Genomic DNA, 21325 nt, shown 5'->3' with positions numbered 1-21325 from the left:
CGGTGGGCCGAGGTCGGCCGCGGGAGCTGTCCGGGTGGCCGCACGATGACGCTGCGGGGGTCGGGAACGACGTAGCGTCGGCGGTGAGAGGGTGCTGTCATGGCAGACGGAGCGACTCCGGGGGGCGGATCATGCGACCCCGCGCGCCCCGACGTCGTGCTCGAGACGGATCGCCTGTGGCTCAGACCGTGGCGGGTGGCCGAAGCCGTCGTTCAGTGGGAGCTGTGGACCGAGCGTGATCCACGAGTGCCGCCGCATCGTCGAATCGACGCGACCGGACACCCCACGGTCGCGGAGCTCGAGGACTTGATCCGCGCCAACCAGACATCGTCGATCGGCCTGCTGGCGGTCGAGCGGAGGGCCGATCGGGAGGTCCTCGGCTATTGCGGGCTGGTCGACAGTGGCAGGGGGGCGGAGGACGAACCGGAACTGGCGTTCGAGATGCTGCGCCGATTCTGGCGTCAGGGGTACGCGACCGAGGCCTCGCTGGCGGTCCTGGACTGGGCGAGATCGTCCGGATACGAACGTGTGTGGGCCACGGTCTGGGAGTGGAACACGCCCTCTCGCCGTGTCCTCGCCAAGCTCGGGTTCACCGAGACCGGGCGCAAGGAGCTGGATGTCGTCCACGGGACCACCCTGTTCACGACGAGACGGCTCTGACGCACGGACCGCCGCCTGACGTCTTCTCGTGGTGCAGCTGCAAGCTCAGGGACTCGCCGGCGTTGACGTAGAGCAGCTTCCCGACATAAAGGCCGTCGATCTCGGCGAAGACGGCGACGAACTGCCGATCGGGGCCGCCATCGGCCTCGTCCGTCCGTGTCGAATTGTCCCCAAACGTCGCTGCGCCGCGGTGGCCCCGTGCAACGATGGCCCGTCGCACGCGGGGTGCGGCACCTGTGGGGGTGATGGATGGGCGGCCAGCGCAGCCGAGCTCGTGTGGTCCTGGGCTCTGTTGTCCCTCTCGCGCTCCTCCTGCCGGTCCTTCCGGGCGTGCTTGGTACCAGCGCCCTGGCGGCGGCTGCACCCGATCAGGCCGTGTCTGCGTCGGCGAGCCCAGGGGCGACGAGCCCGACCTATGTCCCCCTGACGCCGGCTCGCCTGATGGACACCAGGGCGTCTGGACAGACCGTCGACGGAGTCGGGGCCAAGGCCGGGGTGATCGGCGCCGCGACCCCCCGCAGTCTCCACGTCCTGGGTCGGGGCGGTGTCCCGGCCGACGGCGTCTCAGCCGTCGTGGTGAACGTCGCCGCCGTGCAGCCCACGAGCGACACGTACCTGACCGTGTATCCGGCCGGAGGGGCGCCACCGAGAGCCTCCAACCTCAACGTCGGCAGGGGTGAGACCTCCGCGAACCTCGTCATCGTGAAGGTTGGACCGCAGGGGTCCATCACCTTCGCCAACGGGGCTGGCAGGGTCGACGTCACGGTCGACGTGTCCGGGTATTTCCCTGCAGGCGCCGGTTACACCGCACTCGATCCCGGCAGGTTGATGGACACCCGGGCTACCGGCCTGAGCGTCGACGGCCAAGCCCAGAGAGGCGGTCCCCTCCGAAGCGGCGAGGTGCGGCAACTGCGACTCGCGGGCCGATACGGCATTCCCACGACTGGTGTGGCGGCCGTGGTCCTCAATGTCACCGGCGTCAAGGCGACAGCGGCGACCTACGCGACGGTCTGGCCCGCCGGTGCACCGCGGCCCAATGCCTCCAACCTCAACCTCGCCAACGGGGACACGAAGCCGGTCCTCGTCATCGCCATGGTGGGCGACGGCGGAGCGGTCTCCATCTCGAACGCCGCGGGACTGCTCAACATGGTGGTTGACGTTGCGGGATGGATCCCCACCGGGACGATGTACAGACCGATGACCCCCGCACGGCTGACCGACTCGCGACCCGGTGGCCTGACCATCGACGGGAAGGAGTCCGGAGGAGGCGTGCCAACCGGCTTGCGCGACGTCCAGGTAGTCGGCCGCGCCGGGATCCCCACCACTGCCACTGCCGTCGTCCTCAACATCACGGCAATCAGACCGGACCGCGCTGGTTTCGTGAGCGCTTTTCCCGCTTGGGAGCACTGGCCGGAGACCTCGACGGTCAACCTCGGCGTAGGAGAAATCCGATCCAACCTGGTCGTGGTGAAGGTCGGCGTGACGGGAAAGGTCCGACTCCTGGACTTCGCTGGGAACGTGAACCTCGCAGTGGATGTGGCAGGGTGGTTTGCCGATCCTTCTCCGGGTGGGGCGGTTGCCCTCCCAGACGGGATGGCCGACCGCGGCTACTACGGCCAGATCGCCGACCAGGGCTTCTTCACCTCCTGCAAGGTCACACCCGTGACGCCGTTGCCGCCGAACAGCGAGTTGTATGACCAGACAACCGGAGGCGGCGACCAGCCACCGGGAGGGGGGACCCGAAGGGCTCGCACTGGCAGTTCATGTTCCTGCCACCCCACTGGGGGACGTACTACTTCACGCTGCACTACGAGTGCGTGGACGGCACCTCCATGGATGTCGCCTACAGCCTGTATGCCGCCCCGGCACCGCTGGTCGCCGAATGGCCCTATCCCGACCGGGGGGTGGTGGGCAACGACTACCGGCTGCAGCTCACTGCCCAGGGTGGGGTGGCGCCATACTCATGGTCACTCACGGCTGGCACGCTCCCCCCGGGGTTCACCCTGTCGAGCAGCGGCCTCCTAGTGGCTGAGCCGGCCCAGAGCTCAGGCGAGTTCTCGTTCACGGTCCTGGTCACTGACGCCTGGGGAACCACGACGAGCCAGAACCTTCGGCTGGATGTCCAGGACTACCTCATCACCTCCCTCGGCTACGGGCCGGGCACGGTGGGTCAGCCGTACTCCGCGCGAGGGGAGCTGGATCCGGCAGGTGCGCCCTACACCCTGGAGGTGAGGTCGGGCACGATCCCTCCGGGACTGACCCTCAACAGCCAGACCGGGCGGTTGGAGGGCTCACCCACCACTGTCGGCTCGTATGCGCCGTTCATCCGCGTGCATGACGCGCAGGGGCGACTGGCCTACCTGAACTACGTCGTCGAGATCCTCGCGTTCCACGGTGTCCCCCAGTTCCAGGTCGACTCGATGCCGGACGGCCTGGTGGGGTCGGAGTATCAGGCCATGGTCGCGATCACTGGCGGTAATGGTGGCTACAACCTGAGCTTCCCGGACGGTGAGTTTCCGCCCGGTCTAGCCGTCCGGACGTTGCCCTGTGCACCGAACTCGAGCGTCGACTGCAAGTTCTTCGTGGGAGTGCCGACGACGGCTGGCACCTACCCGTTCGTGATCCGCGCGGAGGACCAGGGCGGGCTCTCGACCTCGCGCCGGTTTGTGATCACGGTGACGGCCTAGTCTCGGCGTCCGGACTTCGTCGCCCAACCAGAAACCGCAGGCCGCGCACGGCGCGGACCTGCGGCTTTCGTGGTGGCCAGGGGCGGGGTCGAACCGCCGACCTTCCGATCTTCAGACGTACGCAATTGCGCAGGTCAGAGGGCCCTTTTCGGACGCCGTGCTACATCTCGTGCAACATCTCGCCGCCCCTTCGTCCCGAACTCTAGGCATCGGCCTCGGGAGCCGTGATCGTGCTTGGGACCCGCCATCAGCCTGCGCAGAGCGCCAAGCTCCGTCGGACCGGTTGCTGTACCTCTGTGCTGTATCGGAGGTGCTGTTGCCCTTCCAATCTCGGACCTACGCATTTGCGCGCGTCAGGGTTGCTATACCGGCCGTGCGATATCTCGTGCAACCTCTTGTGTCCGAGGCCATGACCTTCGACGGTGCCAGATCGGTGCAAACGCGTCAGACGGTCCGGCTCTGCGCTGAGGGCTCGAGGCCGATGTCTTCCCTCCAAAGTTCAGGCTTCTCCACGATCATCCGGTCCATGAGGGAACGACACTCCAGGTCGTCGAAGACGTCTACCCGAACGCCACGCGACCGAAGCAGGTCCTCCGAGCTCTCGAAGGTGCGGTTCTCACCGACGACGATGCGCGGAATTTGGTACAGCAGAACAGTTCCCGCGCACATGAAGCATGGTGACAGCGTGGTGTAGAGCACGCTGGAGCGATAGGTCCGCGCCGTCAGTCGGCCGGCGTTCTCGAGGCAGTCGGTCTCTCCGTGGCGAATGACGCTGCCCTGCTGGACCCGTCGGTTGCGTCCGACCGCGATCAGCTGCCCGTTGTGCACGAGGGCCGCCCCAATCGGGATGCCGCCCTCGGACCACCCGATCCGTGCCTGCTCCACGGCCAGGGCCAGCCAACGCTGGTCATCCTCGACGTTCGCCGTCATCGCGCCTCCTGCCGTTCCACGGTTCGTGGCTGCTGCGGTCGTCGGTGCAGTGTCCCATCCCTCACTGTCGCTCCCCGGTGCGCCGTCGGGCCGCTTCCAGCTCGGTCGCCAGGGTCAGGGCGCCCCATCGGCTCGTGCCTGGCTCGGGATTCCCTAAGGCGGTCATGATGCGGTCCAGCCGCTGGTAGAGGCTCTGTCGCTGCAGGTGCAGGGCGGCGGCGGTGTCGGTCTTGTGACCTGACTGCCGCAGGTACATCGCGAAGGTCTCGAAGAGCTGACCGCTGCGGCGACGGTCGAGCTCGAGGAGGTCGCCCAGCTGCTCCTCGATGAAAGCGCCGACTAGGTCGGGGCGTCCCAGCGCCCCGAGCAACCGCGGGACGCCGAGGGCGACCGCGTCGACAACCACCTCGCCAGAGTCCTCGGCCAGGTCCAGAGCTGACTCCGCCTCGGCCAAGGAGTGTCCGATGCCGGCCAGCGCCCGGGTGGCCGGCCCGACAGCTACCTTCACCTGCGGGGGCATCGGCACGTCTCGTAAGTCCGCGATGATGCTGGCCCGGGCGGCACCCAGGGTCGTGCCATCCAGCCGCAGCGCGATGACCGACAGGTAGGAGTCGTGGTCGATCTGGCTGATCGCGGTGCGGCCACTGCGGCTGACGGCGGCCTCGATCCCGGCCGTCAGACCCTGGCCAGGTCCGATTCTGGCGACCGTGCAGACCCAGGCGTCGTGGGCGTTGATGCCCAGTCGGGTCGCGAGTTCGACAAATCGTCGCGGCGATCGTCCACCGGACACTGCCAGTCCCAGCAGTTCGTGCGCGTCCCGCTCGACCCGGGACAGTGGCCGAGACCGCAGTAGGGCGAGGCCGAGCGCTTCAGGCGCGCGATCCCGTGCGGCGTCGAGCAGCAGCAGGTCCGCTCCGGGGCGTGGATTGAGGGTGAGCAGGGCGACGGTCACGCCTGCGCTGCTCACGGGCGCCACGATCGGGTGCTCCTTGCTCCGGGGAGAGGGCCCTTCGAGGTCGGCGCTTGCCTCGGCGATGACGTCGCCGTTCGGCGCGGTCAGTGTTGCGTCGGCCTGGACCTCCGCGGCGAGGATGTCCATCAGCTGGCTGACCTCGGCACCACCGGCGAGGCCGGCGGCCAGGGCGTGCGAAACCCGGTCCGCGAGCTGCAGGCGGCGGACCGACTCGTTCACGAGCAGGCCATTGATCGACTGTGTCACCTCGACGAACCGCACGACCTTGCGCAGCTCGAGCAGGGGTAGGTGCAGCCGTTCGGCTTCCTGAACCATCTCCTCGGGCACAGTGGGCAGGCGCCCACCCGTCTCGATGGCGATGCCCGCGACCTCCCGCGCCGCCAGCTCCTGGATGTAGGCGACCCGTTGTTCCCGTGATGCGGTCGCGAGGCTGACGCCGCCCACGAGCAGCAGCTCGCCACCGCGCAGCAGTGTGGCGATGTCGAGCACCTCGCTCGTGTGTACCCAGGTAACCAGGCGTCCCAGCCGGGTTCTGCCTGCGAGCACCAGGGGCTCGGCAGCCAGCACGGTTGGATCCTTGAGCACCTCCCGCAGTGGCATCGGCATGACATTTCGTCCAATCATTGGGGCTGTTGACTGTCGAAATGTATCTTGTCGTAGGGCTGCGCGGAAGGTCACTCTGTGCGGTAACACCCCGCCATGAATGGAGGCGCAGATGAGCTCTGCGGACCAGTCCCACATCATCTACGAGGTCGAGCAGGTTCTCCAGCCGATCCCCGAAGAAGCCCGAACCCACAGCGTGTCCGGCCAGTTCTGGATCTGGTGTGGTGCCAACATCGCCCCGATCAACTGGGTGCTCGGCGCGCTCGGGGTGGCCCTGGGCCTCGGCCTGCGCGACACCCTCATCGTCCTCGTCGTCGGCAACCTCATCGGCATGGCGCTCTTCGGCCTGTTCGTCCTGATGGGTCAGCGCACCGGTGTGACCGGGATGGTGCTCTCTCGCGCCGCCTTCGGGCGCCGTGGCGCCTACCTCCCCGCCACCATCCAGGCCGCGCTCGCCGTGGGCTGGTGCGCGGTGAATACCTGGATCATCCTCGACCTCGTCATGGCCCTGCTGGGCAAGATCGGTGTCGTCGACCCGGATGCGAGCAACTACCCGTGGAAGATCGGGGTGGCCGCGCTCATCATGGGCATCCAGGTCGCGATCTCGTGGGCGGGCTACCGCACCATCGCCGCCTTCGAACGCTGGACCGTGCCCCCCACTATCGTCGTGCTCGTCGCCATGTCGATCGCGGCCTGGTTCTTCCTCGACATCGACTGGGGCTACGCAGGCCAGGCCGGTCACATCCTCACCGGTGCCGACCGCTGGGTCGTGATGTCGGGTGTCATGACCGCGATCGGAATCGGTTGGGGGATCACGTGGTTCACGTATGCCGCGGACTACTCGCGATTCGTGAGCCGCACGATGTCGCGACGCAAGCTCTACTCCGCCAGCGTGTTGGGCCAGTTCATCCCCGTCGTGTGGCTCGGTGTCCTCGGAGCCACCTTGGCCACCAAGAACGGCACCGTCGACCCTGGTGCGCTCGTCGTCGACAACTTCGGCGCGCTCGCCATCCCCGTGCTCTTGTTGGTCGTCCATGGTCCGATCGCGACCAACATCCTCAACATCTACACCTTCTCGGTGGCCGCCCAGGCGCTCGACATCAAGATCAACCGTCGCACGCTCAGCCTCGTCGTTGGTGTGTTCTCCATGGCGGCGGTGATCTTCTTCATCTACGCGGGCGACCTGGGCAGCGTCCTCGACACCTGGCTGATCGGCATCGTCGCGTGGATCGCGGCCTGGGGCGGCATCATGCTCGTCCACTACTACAAGTTCGCGAAGGGTCACATCGACGCAGATGTGCTCTTCGAGCCGGTCGGGTCGAAGAAGCTCCCCGACGTCAACTGGGCGACCATGGCCTCCTTCGCTGTCGGCGTGTTCTTCACCTGGCTGTTCCTCTACGGCCTCACCCCGGCTCTCCAGGGCTTCGCCGCCCGCGCCATGGGCGGGCTCGACCTCTCGTGGCTGGCCGGTGGCCTGTCCGCGGCGGGCACCTATGCACTGATCGGTGGAAAGGTGCACCGTCGGTATGCCGCAGGCACCGGCCAGACGTCGGATACTCGCGCCGTGCCGCTCAGTTCCGCGGCATCCACGGACTCCGTCGTGGGCGCCAACGCACTGCGAGTCGAGCAGTGACCTTGCTGGGAGGTGACGACCCAGTCTTCAGCTGGCCGGACGGCATACGGGCTGCTGCGTCGTTCACCTTCGACGTCGACGCGGAGTCGTGCGTGCTAGCGCACGACCCTGGCGCGGCGAAGCGGATGTCGCTGATGTCGCACCAATCCTACGGTCCCTTGGTCGCGGTGCCGAAGATCCTGAGCATCCTTGCGCGACAGGACATTCGGGCGACCTTCTTCGTCCCAGGCTTCACGGCTGAGTGCCATCCCGACGTCGTGCAAGCCATCGTCGACGGCGGCCACGAGATCGGTCACCACGGCTATCTGCACGAGCAGATGCAGGGGATCGACCGTGAGACGGAGGCGCGTTACCTCGATCGTGGGCTGGAGGCCTTGCACCGGGTGGCAGGGGTCGTGCCGGTGGGGTATCGAGCGCCGTGGTGGGAGATGAACTACCAGACGCCAGGGCTGCTGGTCGAGCGTGGCTTCCGGTACGACTCGAGCCTGCTGGACGGGGATGCCCCCTACCGGTTCGCTGTCGAGCCGGGGTCGGCGGAGTCGCTCATCGAGATTCCGGTCGACTGGGCGCTGGACGACTGGGAGCAGTACGCGTTCTATCCCGGTTGGACCGGCAGCGGAGTCATCGAGAGCCCGAGCAAGGCGCGCGAGATGTGGCAGCTGGAGGCCGACGCCCAGCACGCGCAGGGCGGCTGTTGGGTCCTGACGAACCACCCGTTCATCTCAGGGCGGCCTTCGCGGGCGCACGCGCTCGAGCAGCTCATCGAGGGTGTCAAGGCCCTTGACGGGATGTGGGTGACCACCTTGGAGGAGATTGCCGAGCACGCTGCGAACGTGACGAAGGTGGTGCGCACGCACACCCGCTATGAGGTGCCGACCTTCCCGGACGCACCCATCCTGCAGGACGGGACTCCCGTCGGTGGCGCCAGCCGGGCGCGTGAGACTGCCACCCTTGGCTGACTTCTGCGCCCGGAACTGACTGCACCCGCCCTCGGACTCCGTGGGCGGGTGCGTCGTCTGGTGTTCCTAGGCCGTCGACGTGTCTCCCAGTCGGGCCGACACCTCCAGGGCGGTGTCGGCGACGCTTCGGGCGAGCACGTCCAGCATGGCCGGCGGCACGCGGAACCGAGGAGCCGAGAGCAGCACGGCGGCGACGACGACGCCGCGGTGGTCGCGGACGGGGGCGGCAACGCCGACCTCCTCGACCGAGGTGCGGCCGTCGTTGACGGCGAAGCCCAGCTCCGTGACGCGTTCGAGCTCGGCGACGTAGCTCTCGAGCGCATGCTCTTCGTAGGTCCCGACCAGCAGTCGTCGTTCGAACAGGCGCGTTACCTCACTGGGCGGAAGGGCAGCCAGGAAGACCTTGACCGAGGAGCTCTCGTACGTGTCGTAGCGGGTGCCGATCGCAGCGGTGTGCTTGACCTGCTTGGGGCTCTGGACCTGCTCCACGACGACCGATTCATGGCCGTTCCAGACCATCAGGGCGGAGGTTTCGCCGGTGCGGTCGGTCAGCTGCTGCAGTGACCCCAGGGCCACTCGGCGCACGTCGAGGTCGGCCAGCAGGGGCCCGGCCAGGGCGATGAGCCCGAGTCCGAGCCGGAAGCGACCGCTGCGCTCGTCGCGCTCGACGTAGCCTGCCCGCTCCAGTGTCGCGAGGATCCGCGAGACGGTGCTCTTGTGCTGGTCGACCTTGCGGGCGATCTCGGTCACCCCGAGCACCGGCTCGTCGATGGAGAAGGCCTCAAGGACGTGTAACCCGTTGAGCAGCACGGACGCCGAGGCGCGCGACTCGCCCTCGGGCTCTGTGTCGTGTTTGGCCACGGTTGTTCCTTTCGGCGTGGTCGGGTGTTCGGGGACCTGGCCCGCGCCCTGCTGGACGCGGCGGCATGCCCGGAACCGCCAACGCCGACCTTGCCACATGAGGTGGCACGGCCGGCGTCGGCATGGTTCCGGCGCGCCCGGGTGAGGGACCAGGGACGCGTAGGGGCTTCAGACTCCGAGGATGTTGTGCTCCGGTCCGAAGGGGAAGCGGGTGATGTTCTCCGCCCCGTCGTCGCCGACGACGAGGATGTCGTGCTCGCGGTAGCCGCCGGCGCCTGGCTGGCCCTCGGGCACCATGATCATCGGCTCCATCGACACGACCATGCCCGGCTCGAGAACTGTGTCAATGTCCTCGCGCAGCTCGAGTCCCGCCTCGCGCCCGTAGTAGTGCGAGAGCACGCCGAACGAGTGGCCGTAGCCGAACGTGCGGTTGGCGAGCAGGCCCTCGGCGTCGAAGATCTCGTTGAGCTCTGCGGCGATGTCCTTGCACACGGCGCCGGGCTTGATCAGTTCGAGGCCGCGACGGTGCACCTTGACGTTGACCTCCCACAGCCGCAGGTGCTCGGGGGACGGTTCGCCCCAGAAGAGGGTGCGCTCAAGTGCGGTGTAGTAGCCGGCGATCATGGGGAAGCAGTTGAGCGACAGGATGTCGCCCCGCTGCACCCTGCGACTCGTGGCCCAGTTGTGCGCGCCGTCGGTGTTGATGCCGGACTGGAACCACACCCAGGTGTCCCGCAGCTCGGCATGGGGGAAGGTCCTGGCGATCTCGCGGATCATCGCGTTCGAGCCGGCGATGGCCACCTCGAACTCGGGGACACCCTCGGCGATGGCCTCACGGATGGCTTCGCCACCCAGGTCTCCGATGCGCGCTCCGTGCTTGATGAGCTCGATCTCCTCGGGCGACTTGACCATGCGGTGTCGCATCGTTGCCGCGGCGACGTCGGTGAGCGTCCACGCCGGCAGTGCGTCGGAGACCTTAGCGCGTAGATCGGTGCTGATGTGGTCGTCCTCGACCCCGAGCCGACCACCGCGCAAACCTTGGCGCTCAAGGACCTGCTGGACGGCATACAGGTAGTTGTCCCTGCGCCAGTCCGTGTAGACGATGTTGGAGCCCTGGCTGCGACGCCACGGCATACCGGCGTCAATGTTCGCGGACACGGTGGTGGAGTCGTTCTGGGTCACGACCAGGAAGTAGCTGCGCCCAAACGAGGTGTAGAGGAAGTCCGAGTAGTAGTTGATGTTGTGGTAGCTCGTGAGGAGCACCGCATCGAGGCCGTCGTCGGCCATGTGCTTGCGCAGGTTGGTCAGCCGACGCTCGAACTCTGCCGCCGAGAAGGTCGGCTGGACTTTCTCGCCGTTGGGGATGTCCTTGAGCCTTTCGAGGTTCATGTGCAAATGCCTTTCGTTGAGTTATCTGCAACAGGTATGCGTTTAATGGGACGGTAGGCGCGCCTACGACATGCTGTCAAGACCACCATACCGAGATTCGTCGGCATGCAGGTGTTGACTTGAACGCAACACTGTTGCATTCTCTACACATCACACGACTGAGCTTAAGGACCGTGACCATGACTGACCTGCTGCCGCGTACTGACTCGGTACTCGATACGCCCTTGGCCATCCTCGACCCCGAGATCGCCGTGGCGCTCGACGCCGAGCTGGCCCGCCAGCGCGGAACACTCGAGATGATCGCCAGCGAGAACTTCGCCCCCCTCGCGGTCATGGAAGCCCAGGGCTCGGTCCTGACCAACAAGTACGCCGAGGGCTATCCCGGTCGCCGCTACTACGGCGGTTGCGAGCACGTCGACGTGGTCGAGCAGCTCGCCATTGACCGGGTCAAGGCCCTGTTCGGCGCTGAGGCAGCCAACGTCCAACCGCACTCCGGCGCGCAGGCCAACGCCGCGGCGATGGTGGCGCTGATCGAGCCCGGTGACACGATCCTTGGTCTGGACCTCGCGCACGGCGGTCACCTCACCCACGGCATGCGGATCAACTTCTCGGGCAAGCTCTACCGCGTCGCGGCCTACCAGGTGGCGCAGTCGGACCACCGCGTGGACATGGAGCAGGTCCGCAGGCTCGCCCACGAGCACCGTCCCAAGCTCATCATCGCGGGCTGGTCCGCCTACCCGCGTCAGCTCGACTTCGCGGCCTTCAGGGCGATCGCTGACGAGGTGGGCGCCTACCTCATGGTCGACATGGCCCACTTCGCCGGGCTGGTGGCGGCCGGGTTGCACCCCAACCCGGTCCCGCACGCCCACGTGGTCACCACGACGACCCACAAGACCCTGGGCGGACCCAGGGGCGGGGTGATCCTCTCGACGGCCGAGCTGGCCAAGAAGATCAACAGCGCCGTCTTCCCGGGCCAGCAGGGCGGCCCGCTCGAGCACGTCATCGCCGCCAAGGCGGTCGCGTTCAAGGTGGCCGCAGGGGAGGACTTCGCCGAACGACAGCGCCGCACCCTCGCAGGCGCCCGCATCCTCGCCGACCGGCTGCTCTCCGCGGACGTGGCCGCGGCCGGGATCACCGTCCTCACCGGTGGCACCGACGTCCACCTCGTCCTGGTCGACCTGCGTGACTCCGACCTCGACGGCCAGCAGGGTGAGGACCGGCTCGACCAGGTCGGCATCACCGTCAACCGCAACGCGGTGCCGTTCGACCCCCGCCCACCCATGGTGAGCTCCGGCATCCGCATCGGCACCCCGGCCCTGGCCACCCGCGGATTCGGCGACGAGGAGTTCCGCGAGGTCGCGGACATCATCGCCTCGGCCCTCCTGCCCGGCTTCGACGACGCGGTGGCCGAGGGCCTCCGCGCCCGCGTCCGCGCCCTCACCGACCGCTTCCCGCTCTACCCGACCCACGAGGGGCACCAGTCATGACGACCACGACCCGCGCCCCGGGCGCCGACCTGCCCGACCACCCCGACTTCCTGTGGCGCAACCCCGACCCGAAACCGTCCTACGACGTCGTCATCGTCGGCGGCGGCGGGCACGGCCTGGCGACTGCCTACTACCTGGCCAAGAACCACGGCATCACCAACATCGCAGTCCTGGAGAAGGGCTGGCTCGGGGGCGGCAACATGGCCCGCAACACCACGATCATTCGGTCCAACTACCTGTGGGACGAGAGTTCCGGCATCTACGAGCACTCGCTGAAGCTGTGGGAAACCATGGAGGAGGACCTCGAGTACCCGATCCTGTTCAGCCAGCGCGGTGTGGTCAACCTTGCGCACAGCCTGCAGGACGTGCGCGACTCCATGCGCCGGGTGAATGCCAACAAGCTCAACGGCATCGACGCCGAGTGGCTCGATCCCCAGCAGGTCAAAGAGGTGTGCCCGATCGTCAACATCGACCCCGACGTGCGCTACCCGGTGCACGGTGCGACCTACCAGCCGCGCGCCGGCATCGCGAAGCACGACTACGTCGCGTGGGGGTATGCGCGTCGGGCCAACGACATGGGCGTCGACATCATCCAGAACTGCGAGGTGCAGGGCCTGGACGTTGTGGACGGCCGGATCGCCGCCGTACGCACCAACCGCGGCACGATCAAGGCCGGCAAGGTCGCGCTCGCTGCGGCTGGCCACTCGTCCGTCCTCGCCGAGATGGTCGGTCTGCGGCTCCCGATCCAGTCGCACCCGTTGCAGGCACTTGTGTCCGAGCTGCTGGAACCGGTGCACCCCACCGTCGTGATGTCCAACGCCGTGCACGTCTACGTCTCCCAGGCCCACAAGGGCGAGCTGGTGATGGGCGCCGGCATCGACAGCTACAACGGCTACGGCCAGCGCGGTGCCTTCCACATCATCGAACGCCAGATGGCCGCCGCTCTCGAGCTCTTCCCCATCTTCGCCAGGGCCCACCTGCTGCGCAGCTGGGGCGGCATCGTCGACACGACCCCAGACGCCTCGCCGATCGTGGGCCTGACACCCATCGAGGGCCTCTACCTCAACTGTGGTTGGGGCACTGGCGGTTTCAAGGCCACGCCGGGCGTCGGCTGGTGTTTCGCACACACCGTCGCGAACGACAGCCCGCACCCCTACAACGCCCCCTTCACGCTCGAGCGCTTTGTCTCCGGCGCCCTCGTCGACGAGCACGGCGCCGCTGCCGTGGCTCACTGACCCACCGAGGAGTATGCATGCAGCTCATCGAATGCCCCTACTGCGGGCCACGCGAAGAAGCCGAATACCACTACGGCGGCCAGGCGCACGTCGCCTACCCCGCCGACACGGCGGCGCTGTCCGACGTCGAGTGGGCGGCCTTCCTCTTCTTCCGGGACAACCCCAAGGGTCCCTTCGCCGAGCGCTGGCTGCACTCGTCCGGTTGCCGCAGGTGGTTCAACGCCGTCCGCGACACCGCCACGCACCAGATGCTCGCCGTCTACCGTCTCGACCAGCCCAAGCCGGTGATCTCATGAGCGCCACGTTCCGTCTCCCCAAGGGAGGCCGGGTCGACCACAACGCCACCATGTCCTTCACCTTCAACGGTGAGGTCTACGAGGGTCTGCGCGGCGACACCCTCGCCTCGGCCCTCCTCGCCAACGGAGTCCACCAGGTCACGACCAGCATCAAGCTCGGTCGGCCACGCGGCATCATGTCAGCCGGCGCCGAGGACCCCAACGCCCTGGTCCAGGTGGAGACGCCCTTCCCAGAGCCGATGCTGACCGCCACCACGGTGGAGCTCTCCGACGGGCTGGTGGCCCGCGGGCTGCCTGGCCAGGGCAAGCTCGCCGACCGTCCCGACCCGTCCCGCTACGACGCGGTCCACACGCACTGCGACCTCTTGATCGTCGGTGCCGGACCGGCAGGGCTCGCGGCGGCCCTGACCGCGGCCCGCTCCGGTGCCCGGGTCGTCCTCGTCGACGAACAGCCCGAAGCGGGCGGCTCCCTGCTGGGCATCAGTGACGAGATCGATGGTGCCCCAGCCCTGCAGTGGGTCGCCGAGGCCGTGGCCGAGCTGGGCAGCCTTCCCGATGTCACCGTCCTGCAGCGCACGACGGCCTTCGGCTACTACGACGACGGCTTCGTGCTCGCCCTCGAGAAGCGCACCGACCACCTGGGACTGGATGCACCGGCACACCTGTCGCGCCAACGCATCTGGCGCATCCGCTCACGTCACGTCATCGTCGCGACCGGCGCACACGAACGACCGCTCGTGTTCCCTGGCAACGACAAGCCGGGCATCATGCTTGCCGGGTCCGCTCGGACCTACCTGCACCGCTTCGGAGTCGTCGCCGGGCGCGAGGTCGTGGTCTTCACCACCGACGACAGCGCGTATGCCGCGGCCATCGACCTCGCGGACGCAGGCGCCACCGTGCGGGCGGTCATCGATGCACGCCAGGAGGTCCCAGCCCACTGGACGGCCGCCTGCGCCGACCGCGGCATCGAGGTCCGCAAGGGTCACGTCGTGACCGGCACCAGTGGCACCAGCCACGTCAGCCGGGCCCACGTGGCCCCATATGTCGGTGGCGCGCTGGGCACCCGCGACGGCATAGCCTGCGACCTGCTCCTGGTGTGCGGTGGATGGAACCCCGCAGTGCACCTGTTCAGCCAGGCGCGCGGCAAGCTGCGCTACGACGCCGGCCTCGGCGCCTTCGTGCCCGGTGCGGCCATCCCGGCTGCAAGCGTGGCTGGGGCGGCAACGGGTGAGTTCACCCTGCGTGGCGCCCTGAGCGGCGGTGCGGCCGTGTCAGTCCAGGCCCTCGCCGACCTGGGTCTGCCCGCCACCTCGCCCGAGTCCCTTCCGGGGACACCCGCCGCGCCAGTCGGCTGCCCGACCATGGTCCTGTGGTCGGTACCCGAAGCCGATCCGGGTGCTCCCTGCACCCGGTTCGTCGACCTCCAACGCGACGCCACGGTTTCCGACATCTTGCGCGCCACCGGTGCCGGGCTGCGGTCGGTGGAGCACGTGAAGCGCTACACGACGATCGGCACCGCGCACGACCAGGGCAAGACCTCCGGCGTCATCGCGTCCGGGATCATCGCCGAGGCGCTGGGCGCCGACGTCGCCGAGTTGGGGACGACGACCTTCCGGCCGCCCTACACGCCTGTTGGGTTCGCGGCCCTGGCGGGTCGCGACCGCGGCACGCTCCACGATCCCGTCAGAGTCACCGCGATCCACGACTGGCACGTCCTGCACGGCGCCGAGTTCGAGGACGTCGGCCAGTGGAAGCGACCCTGGTACTACCCGCAGGACGCCGAGGACATCGAACAGGCGGTGCTGCGCGAGTGCGCAGCCGTCCGAGACTCCGTCGGGATGATGGACGGGTCGACGCTGGGCAAGATCGACGTCCGCGGCGCCGACGCCGGTGAGCTGCTCGACCGGCTCTACACCAACCTGATGAGCAGCCTGAAGATCGGCTCAGCACGCTACGGCGTGATGTGCGGCGTCGACGGCATGGTCATCGACGACGGCACCGTCATCCGGGTGTCCGACGAGCACTTCCTGCTCACCACCACCACCGGGAACGCGGCCAAGATCCTCGACTGGATGGAGGAGTGGGTCCAAACCGAGTGGCCCGAGCTCAGGGTGCACCTGACCTCGGTGACCGAACAGTGGGCCACCATCCCGCTCGTCGGACCGCGCTCACGGGACGTCCTCGCGGCGGTGGCGCCCGACCTGGACGTGTCCAAGGAGGCGTTCCCGTTCATGTCCTGGCGGGATGCCACCGTCGCCGGCATCCCGGCTCGGGTCGCCCGAATCAGCTTCTCCGGCGAGCTGGCCTATGAGGTCAACGTCAGCGCCTGGGACGGCCAGGCCGTCTGGGAGGCGCTGTGGGCGGCAGGTGAGCCCTACGGCATCACCGCCTATGGCACCGAGACCATGCACGTCCTGCGAGCAGAGAAGGGCTACCCGATCATCGGCCAGGAGACCGATGCGACGGTCACCCCGCAGGACCTCGGCATGGACTGGATCATCTCCAAGAAGAAGCTCGACTTCATCGGCAAGCGGTCCTTCAACCGACCCGAGAACCACCGGGCGGACCGCAAGCAGCTCGTCGGCCTGGTGCCCGTCGACCCGACAGTGCTGCTGCCCGAGGGTGGACAGGTCGTCGAGTGCTCCGAGCTGCCACCGCCACCGGTGCCGATGCTCGGCCACGTCACGTCGAGCTACCGCAGCGCGGCTCTCGGCCGGACCTTCGCCCTGGCCGTCGTCCGGTCGGGGCGCGAGCGGATCGGCCAAACCCTGTACGTACCCATCGAGGACGAGCTGGTGCCGGTGACGGTCACCGACAGCGTCCTGTTCGACAAGGAGGGCAGCCGTCGTGACGGTTGAGACGATTTCCCGGTCCGAGCGCCGTAGCCCGTTGGCTTCGGCAACGACCCAGCTGGAGGCACTGCCCGCCGGGGTCCTCGTCCGTGAGCTGCCCCTGCTCGTGCAGCTCGACCTGCGTCTGGACCCCACGGGTCCGGCGGCGGCGGCCGTCGCGGAGGTCTTGGGTGTTGCAGTGCCGCAGGACGCCTGTACCGCGGTGACCGCCGGTGACGTGTCGGTCCTGTGGCTGGGGCCCGACGAGTGGCTGGTCGTCGCACCCGCCGAGCGCACCGACCTGCTCGACTCCCTCGACGCCGCAGTGGCGGGTCACGGCGCCGTCGTCGACGTCTCCGCACAGCGCACGACGATCTCGCTGAGCGGACCCAAGGCACGCGACCTGCTCGCCCACGGCTGCTCCACCGACCTGCACCCACGGGTCGCCATCCAGGGGACGTGCATCCAGACGATGCTCGCCCTCGCCGGGGTCGTGCTCGTCGTGCGCGACGACACCGCGACAGAGTTCTGGATCCTGGTCCGGTCATCCTTCGCCCGCTACCTCGCCGACTGGATCGTCGACGCCTGCACGGAGTACCACCAGGATCCGTCATGGCACTAAGCGTCTTCGACCTCTTCTCCGTGGGCATCGGGCCCTCCAGCTCGCACACGGTGGGGCCGATGCGCGCGGCGAGGTCGTTCGCGGCCTCGCTCGAGAAGGACGGTCTCCTCGAGGCGGTCCAGGGGGTTCGGGTCGAGCTGTTCGGGTCGCTCGGCGCCACCGGTCACGGTCACGGCAGCGTCAAGGCGGTGGTGCTCGGGTTGTTGGGGGAGACGCCTGAGGAGGTCGATCCCGCGGCGGCGGAGCCGTCGGTCCAGGCGGTCCGGGAGTCCGGTCGGCTGGGACTCCTCACGCGGCATACCATCGGCTTCGACGTCGACGAGGACGTCGTTCTGCATCGCCGCAAACGGCTTCCCTTCCACACCAACGGGATGCGCTTCGCGGCGACGGGTGCGGACGGCGCAGTCGTCAGCGTCCGCGAGTACTACTCCGTCGGTGGTGGCTTCGTCCTCGACCAGGGCGAGGCAGGGGAGCAGCGCATCGTGCCGGATAGCAGTCCGGTCCGCTACCCGTTCACCACGGGTGCGGAGCTGCTGGCGCACTGTCGCGAGACGGGGCTGCCGATCAGCCAGGTCATGCTCGCCAACGAGCTCACCTGGCGCACCGAGGAGGACATCAGGTCTGGGCTGCTGCGCATCTGGGCGGTGATGCAGGAGTGCGTCGAGCGCGGCTGCCGCACCGATGGCGTGCTACCCGGGGGACTCAAGGTCCGTCGGCGCGCTGCGCACCTGCGACGGAGCCTGGCCAACGGCGACGCCGAACGCGACCACCTCGCGCCGATGGACTGGGTCACCCTCTATGCGCTGGCTGTCAACGAGGAGAACGCATCTGGCGGCCGGGTGGTCACGGCCCCGACGAATGGTGCTGCTGGCATCATCCCGGCGGTGCTGCACTACTACCAGCGGTTCATCCCCTCGTTCAGCGACGACGGCGTGGTGCGGTTCCTCCTCACCGCCGCTGCGATCGGTGTGCTCTTCAAGGAGAACGCATCCATCTCCGGCGCCGAGGTCGGGTGCCAGGGCGAGGTCGGCTCAGCATGCTCGATGGCATCGGCCGGCCTCGCCGAGGTGCTCGGCGGCACGCCAGAGCAGGTCGAGAATGCGGCCGAGATCGGCATCGAGCACAACCTCGGTCTGACCTGTGACCCTGTTGGTGGGCTCGTCCAGATCCCTTGTATCGAACGCAACGCGGTGGCCTCGGTCAAGGCAATCACCGCAGCGCGACTGGCGATTCGTGGCGACGGGCGCCACCACGTGTCGCTCGACAAGGCAATCAAGACGATGCGCGAGACCGGCGCGGACATGAAGGACAAGTACAAGGAGACCGCACGCGGCGGCCTCGCCCTCAACGTCGTCGAGTGCTGAGCGGAAGACCACCATGAGCAACCGGTACGTCCTCACCCTGAGCTGTCCCGACCGAGCCGGCATCGTCCACGCCGTGACCTCGGTCCTGGTGAACGGCGGCTGTGACATCACTGAGCATCAGCAGTTCGACGACTCGGTGCACGGGCTGCTCTTCCTGCGCACCTGTTTCGAGGCTCCGGCCGGTGCCCGTGAGCAGCTGGAGGCCGCTTTCGCGACGGTGGCCACGGCATACGAGATGAAGTGGCAGCTCCACGACGCCACACGACGCACGCGCGTCCTGGTGATGGCCTCGAAGTTTGGCCACTGCCTCAACGACCTGCTCTACCGCTGGCAGGTCGGCAGCCTGGGGGTGGACATCGCACTCGTCGTCTCGAACCACCCGGACCTCGGGACGATGGCGGGGTCGGCTGGCGTTCCCTTCATGCACGTGCCGGTCACCCCGGACACCAAGGAGGAGGCCGAGGCGCGGCTGCTCGCCCTGATCGACCGCCACGAGATCGACCTGGTGGTGCTGGCGCGCTACATGCAGGTGCTGTCCAACGACCTCTGCAGGCAGCTCGAGGGGCGTGCGATCAACATCCACCACTCCTTCCTGCCCAGCTTCAAGGGCGCCAAGCCCTATCACCAGGCGTACAACCGTGGCGTCAAGCAGGTGGGCGCGACGTCGCACTACGTCACCCCGGACCTCGACGAGGGACCGATCATCGAGCAGGAGGTCATCCGGGTCGACCACACCTACGGTCCCGAAGCCCTGGTCACGGCGGGTCGCGACGCTGAGAGCCTCGCTCTGGCTCGCGCCGTGACCTGGCACGGCCAGCATCGGATCCTGCTCAACAACGACCGTACCGTCGTCTTCCGCTGACTCGAGAAGAGCACTGAATGTTCACTGCAACCACTATCGTCGACGCCGTGAAGGCCCAGTCGTGAGCGCGCGGGTGCCTCTACCCATCGGCCCGGTCAGCGGTACTGAGGTCCCGCGCTACGCGGGCTCCTCGAGCTTTGCCCGCATCCCCGAGATCCACACGGTGAGCGACTACGACATCGCGATCCTGGGCGTCCCTTTCGACGGTGGTACGTCATTCCGTCCGGGTGCGCGTTTCGGGCCGATGGAGGTCCGCAAGTCCTCGCGCCACCTGCGACCCGCGTTTCACGTCGAGCTCGGCGTGGCTCCGTTCGAGCGTGTCCAGGTCGTCGATGCTGGGGACGTTGCGTGCACGCCGTTCAGCATCAATGAGGCGATCGCGCAGACCGAGGCCCACGCCGACGCAGTGCAAGGGGGTAGCGGCGACCGGCGCGTGATCGCGATCGGTGGGGATCACACGATATCCCTGCCGATGTTGAGGTCAGTGGTGCGCCAGCACGGGCCAGTGGCGATGATCCACTTCGACGCCCACCTCGACACGTGGGACACCTACTTCAACGCCCCGGTCACCCACGGCACGGTGCTGCGCCGTGCCTTCGAGGAAGGCCTCCTCGCTGAGGATCACTCCATTCACTTGGGCGTCCGAGGTCCCCTCTATGACCGGATCGATCTGAAGGAGGACGCCGACTTCGGCTTCAAGGCGATCCGTGCCAGCGACCTCGACCGGATCGGCATCGAGGGCGCCGTCGAGCAGGTGCGGCAGCGAGTCGGTGACACGCCTGTCTACCTGTCCATCGACATCGACGTTCTGGACCCTGCCTTCGCGCCAGGCACCGGCACACCCGAGGCAGGCGGTCTGCAAAGTCGTGAGCTGTTGTCGCTGCTGCGCAACCTCGACGGCCTAAACGTAGTTGGCGCCGACGTCGTGGAGGTCGCACCCGCATACGACCATGCCGAGATCACCACTCTGGCAGCGGCCACCGTGATCTACGACTTGGTCGCGCTGATGAGCAAACGCGAGCTGGCGACGGACCCGTCTGCCTAGTCCGCCTGTTCCGGAGCCACCCGGCGCGCGACTCGTCCCGGATCCATGTCATGCGGCGTGGTCTCAGACCGCCCGCCCGCGAGCGCTCAGAAGGCCACTCGGGTCGGACAGGCTGCCGATCGCATTGGATGACACGAACTTCCCGGCCGTGTGGGCTCTCTCGCTCAGACGTTCTCTTGACTTCGAGATGTCGTGCAACATCTCGTGCCACATCTCTTGGCCAATCGGGGTCTCTGGCGACCATTTACGTCATTTGAGCCTCCGTCCGAAGGTGCCGAGTTGAGATCAAAGCCGCAGGTCACAGGGCTGCGACCCGCGGCTTCGGGGTGGTGGCCAGGCTGGGTCGAATGGCCGACCTTCCGATTCTCGGTCGGAGTGTGGGGGACCCGATTGGGCCTCGCCGTCGGGTGCCATTCGCGGGCACGTTTCCGCAGGTCAGGGGCGGTTTTGCAAGAAGATTGTGGCGGCCAGGGGCGGGGTCGAACCGCCGACCTTCCGATTTTCAGACGTAGACGAACGCGCAGGTCAGCGGCCATTTCCGATCATCCGTGCACCAACTCGTGCAACATCTCACCTCTCAAGCCTGCATCCAGGAGGCGCGAACGCGTCGTCATCGTCGCCCTCTGGTTCGGCCGGCTACGCCTCGGCGGGGCGGCAGGTCCGACCGTCAACCTGGTAACCGGGCTGGTACCGGTGCTCGTCGTCGCGGTCGACGACGGTGATGTCCCACTCCCGCGCCGGCAGCCTGCGCCGCAGCTTGTTCACGATCATCGTCCCGGCAGTACCGCCACCGAGAACCAGTAGTCGCCTCATGCGTCTCACTCCTAGCTCCTGATCCAGCACTACTGACGCTAGAGAGAGGGCTTGGAAGTCACAGGGCACAACGTC

Annotated in this window: 17 protein-coding genes; 12 read left to right on the top strand and 5 right to left on the bottom strand. The window is 67.7% G+C overall.

Annotation, left to right across the window (positions count from 1 at the left end; genetic code table 11):
- Positions 1-99 precede the first annotated feature (99 nt).
- Positions 100-660 (top strand): GNAT family N-acetyltransferase, encoded by a 561-nt coding sequence (locus EAH86_RS08670; RefSeq protein ID WP_140739225.1) that lies wholly within the window; start codon positions 100-102, stop codon positions 658-660.
- A 1763-nt stretch (positions 661-2423) separates the two neighbouring features.
- Entirely contained in the window at positions 2424-3347 is a 924-nt protein-coding gene (locus tag EAH86_RS08665; RefSeq protein ID WP_140739223.1) for an Ig domain-containing protein, read from the top strand.
- A 444-nt stretch (positions 3348-3791) separates the two neighbouring features.
- Here the strand turns inward: EAH86_RS08665 and EAH86_RS08660 are convergent, their stop codons facing one another.
- The gene (locus EAH86_RS08660) at positions 3792-4277 is read right to left on the bottom strand and encodes a nucleoside deaminase (protein ID WP_140739220.1); all 486 of its coding nucleotides are present in this window, start codon (positions 4275-4277) and stop codon (positions 3792-3794) included.
- A 61-nt stretch (positions 4278-4338) separates the two neighbouring features.
- Positions 4339-5856, bottom strand: a complete 1518-nt coding sequence (locus tag EAH86_RS08655; RefSeq protein WP_161988602.1) for a PucR family transcriptional regulator — start codon at positions 5854-5856, stop codon at positions 4339-4341.
- Positions 5857-5965: 109 nt separating this feature from the next.
- Between EAH86_RS08655 and EAH86_RS08650 the strand changes: the two genes are divergently transcribed.
- Together EAH86_RS08650 and EAH86_RS08645 are read left to right on the top strand one after the other, a co-directional pair.
- Positions 5966-7486 (top strand): purine-cytosine permease family protein, encoded by a 1521-nt coding sequence (locus EAH86_RS08650; RefSeq protein WP_140739214.1) that lies wholly within the window; start codon positions 5966-5968, stop codon positions 7484-7486.
- The gene (locus EAH86_RS08645) at positions 7483-8445 is read left to right on the top strand and encodes a polysaccharide deacetylase family protein (protein ID WP_140739211.1); all 963 of its coding nucleotides are present in this window, start codon (positions 7483-7485) and stop codon (positions 8443-8445) included. Before EAH86_RS08650 ends, EAH86_RS08645 begins: the two co-directional genes overlap by 4 nt.
- Positions 8446-8511: 66 nt before the next feature.
- Here EAH86_RS08645 and EAH86_RS08640 read toward each other — a convergent pair whose 3' ends face one another.
- Together EAH86_RS08640 and EAH86_RS08635 are read right to left on the bottom strand one after the other, a co-directional pair.
- Positions 8512-9306, bottom strand: a complete 795-nt coding sequence (locus EAH86_RS08640; protein WP_241668292.1) for an IclR family transcriptional regulator — start codon at positions 9304-9306, stop codon at positions 8512-8514.
- Between the two features lie 168 nt (positions 9307-9474).
- The gene (locus tag EAH86_RS08635; protein ID WP_140739205.1) at positions 9475-10695 is read right to left on the bottom strand and encodes a M24 family metallopeptidase; all 1221 of its coding nucleotides are present in this window, start codon (positions 10693-10695) and stop codon (positions 9475-9477) included.
- 179 nt (positions 10696-10874) lie between these two features.
- On the opposite strand from EAH86_RS08635, the gene glyA reads away from it, so the two are divergent.
- From glyA to speB, 8 genes are all read left to right on the top strand, one after another.
- Positions 10875-12182: a serine hydroxymethyltransferase gene (gene glyA / locus EAH86_RS08630; protein ID WP_140739202.1), complete on the top strand. Its 1308-nt coding sequence runs from the start codon at positions 10875-10877 to the stop codon at positions 12180-12182.
- Entirely contained in the window at positions 12179-13417 is a 1239-nt protein-coding gene (locus tag EAH86_RS08625; protein WP_140739199.1) for a sarcosine oxidase subunit beta family protein, read from the top strand. Before glyA ends, EAH86_RS08625 begins: the two co-directional genes overlap by 4 nt.
- Positions 13418-13434: 17 nt before the next feature.
- Positions 13435-13713 (top strand): sarcosine oxidase subunit delta, encoded by a 279-nt coding sequence (locus EAH86_RS08620; RefSeq protein WP_140739196.1) that lies wholly within the window; start codon positions 13435-13437, stop codon positions 13711-13713.
- Positions 13710-16571: a sarcosine oxidase subunit alpha family protein gene (locus tag EAH86_RS08615; RefSeq protein ID WP_140739193.1), complete on the top strand. Its 2862-nt coding sequence runs from the start codon at positions 13710-13712 to the stop codon at positions 16569-16571. The genes EAH86_RS08620 and EAH86_RS08615 overlap by 4 nt, the downstream gene beginning before the upstream one ends.
- Positions 16561-17166: a sarcosine oxidase subunit gamma gene (locus EAH86_RS08610; RefSeq protein ID WP_206665785.1), complete on the top strand. Its 606-nt coding sequence runs from the start codon at positions 16561-16563 to the stop codon at positions 17164-17166. Before EAH86_RS08615 ends, EAH86_RS08610 begins: the two co-directional genes overlap by 11 nt.
- The gene (locus EAH86_RS08605) at positions 17157-18530 is read left to right on the top strand and encodes an L-serine ammonia-lyase (RefSeq protein WP_140739190.1); all 1374 of its coding nucleotides are present in this window, start codon (positions 17157-17159) and stop codon (positions 18528-18530) included. Before EAH86_RS08610 ends, EAH86_RS08605 begins: the two co-directional genes overlap by 10 nt.
- 13 nt (positions 18531-18543) lie before the next feature.
- Complete coding sequence (purU, locus tag EAH86_RS08600; protein ID WP_140739187.1) at positions 18544-19392, top strand: formyltetrahydrofolate deformylase; 849 nt, start codon at positions 18544-18546, stop codon at positions 19390-19392.
- A 61-nt stretch (positions 19393-19453) separates the two neighbouring features.
- Positions 19454-20437 carry an agmatinase gene (gene speB / locus EAH86_RS08595; RefSeq protein WP_241668291.1) on the top strand — a complete coding sequence of 328 codons (984 nt, stop codon included), beginning with the start codon at positions 19454-19456 and terminating at the stop codon, positions 20435-20437.
- Between the two features lie 636 nt (positions 20438-21073).
- On the opposite strand, the gene EAH86_RS08590 is transcribed toward speB, so the two are convergent.
- Entirely contained in the window at positions 21074-21250 is a 177-nt protein-coding gene (locus tag EAH86_RS08590; RefSeq protein ID WP_241668290.1) for a hypothetical protein, read from the bottom strand.
- Positions 21251-21325: the final 75 nt, after the last annotated feature.

Source organism: Pedococcus bigeumensis (assembly GCF_006438965.1).
GTDB classification, from domain to species: domain Bacteria; phylum Actinomycetota; class Actinomycetes; order Actinomycetales; family Dermatophilaceae; genus Pedococcus; species Pedococcus bigeumensis_A.
Note: the sequence above shows the minus strand (reverse complement) of the source record. Positions and strands in the feature narration are given on the sequence as shown.

What these genes read in the sequence shown, in the direction of transcription:
- EAH86_RS08670 (WP_140739225.1), top strand. Translation starts at nt 100, where the DNA reads ATGGCAGACGGAGCGACTCCGGGGGGCGGATCATGCGACCCCGCGCGC.
- EAH86_RS08665 (WP_140739223.1), top strand. Translation starts at nt 2,424, where the DNA reads ATGTTCCTGCCACCCCACTGGGGGACGTACTACTTCACGCTGCACTAC.
- EAH86_RS08660 (WP_140739220.1), bottom strand. Translation starts at nt 4,277, where the DNA reads ATGACGGCGAACGTCGAGGATGACCAGCGTTGGCTGGCCCTGGCCGTG.
- EAH86_RS08655 (WP_161988602.1), bottom strand. Translation starts at nt 5,856, where the DNA reads ATGCCGATGCCACTGCGGGAGGTGCTCAAGGATCCAACCGTGCTGGCT.
- EAH86_RS08650 (WP_140739214.1), top strand. Translation starts at nt 5,966, where the DNA reads ATGAGCTCTGCGGACCAGTCCCACATCATCTACGAGGTCGAGCAGGTT.
- EAH86_RS08635 (WP_140739205.1), bottom strand. Translation starts at nt 10,695, where the DNA reads ATGAACCTCGAAAGGCTCAAGGACATCCCCAACGGCGAGAAAGTCCAG.
- glyA (WP_140739202.1), top strand. Translation starts at nt 10,875, where the DNA reads ATGACTGACCTGCTGCCGCGTACTGACTCGGTACTCGATACGCCCTTG.
- EAH86_RS08625 (WP_140739199.1), top strand. Translation starts at nt 12,179, where the DNA reads ATGACGACCACGACCCGCGCCCCGGGCGCCGACCTGCCCGACCACCCC.
- EAH86_RS08620 (WP_140739196.1), top strand. Translation starts at nt 13,435, where the DNA reads ATGCAGCTCATCGAATGCCCCTACTGCGGGCCACGCGAAGAAGCCGAA.
- EAH86_RS08615 (WP_140739193.1), top strand. Translation starts at nt 13,710, where the DNA reads ATGAGCGCCACGTTCCGTCTCCCCAAGGGAGGCCGGGTCGACCACAAC.
- EAH86_RS08605 (WP_140739190.1), top strand. Translation starts at nt 17,157, where the DNA reads ATGGCACTAAGCGTCTTCGACCTCTTCTCCGTGGGCATCGGGCCCTCC.
- purU (WP_140739187.1), top strand. Translation starts at nt 18,544, where the DNA reads ATGAGCAACCGGTACGTCCTCACCCTGAGCTGTCCCGACCGAGCCGGC.
- EAH86_RS08590 (WP_241668290.1), bottom strand. Translation starts at nt 21,250, where the DNA reads ATGAGGCGACTACTGGTTCTCGGTGGCGGTACTGCCGGGACGATGATC.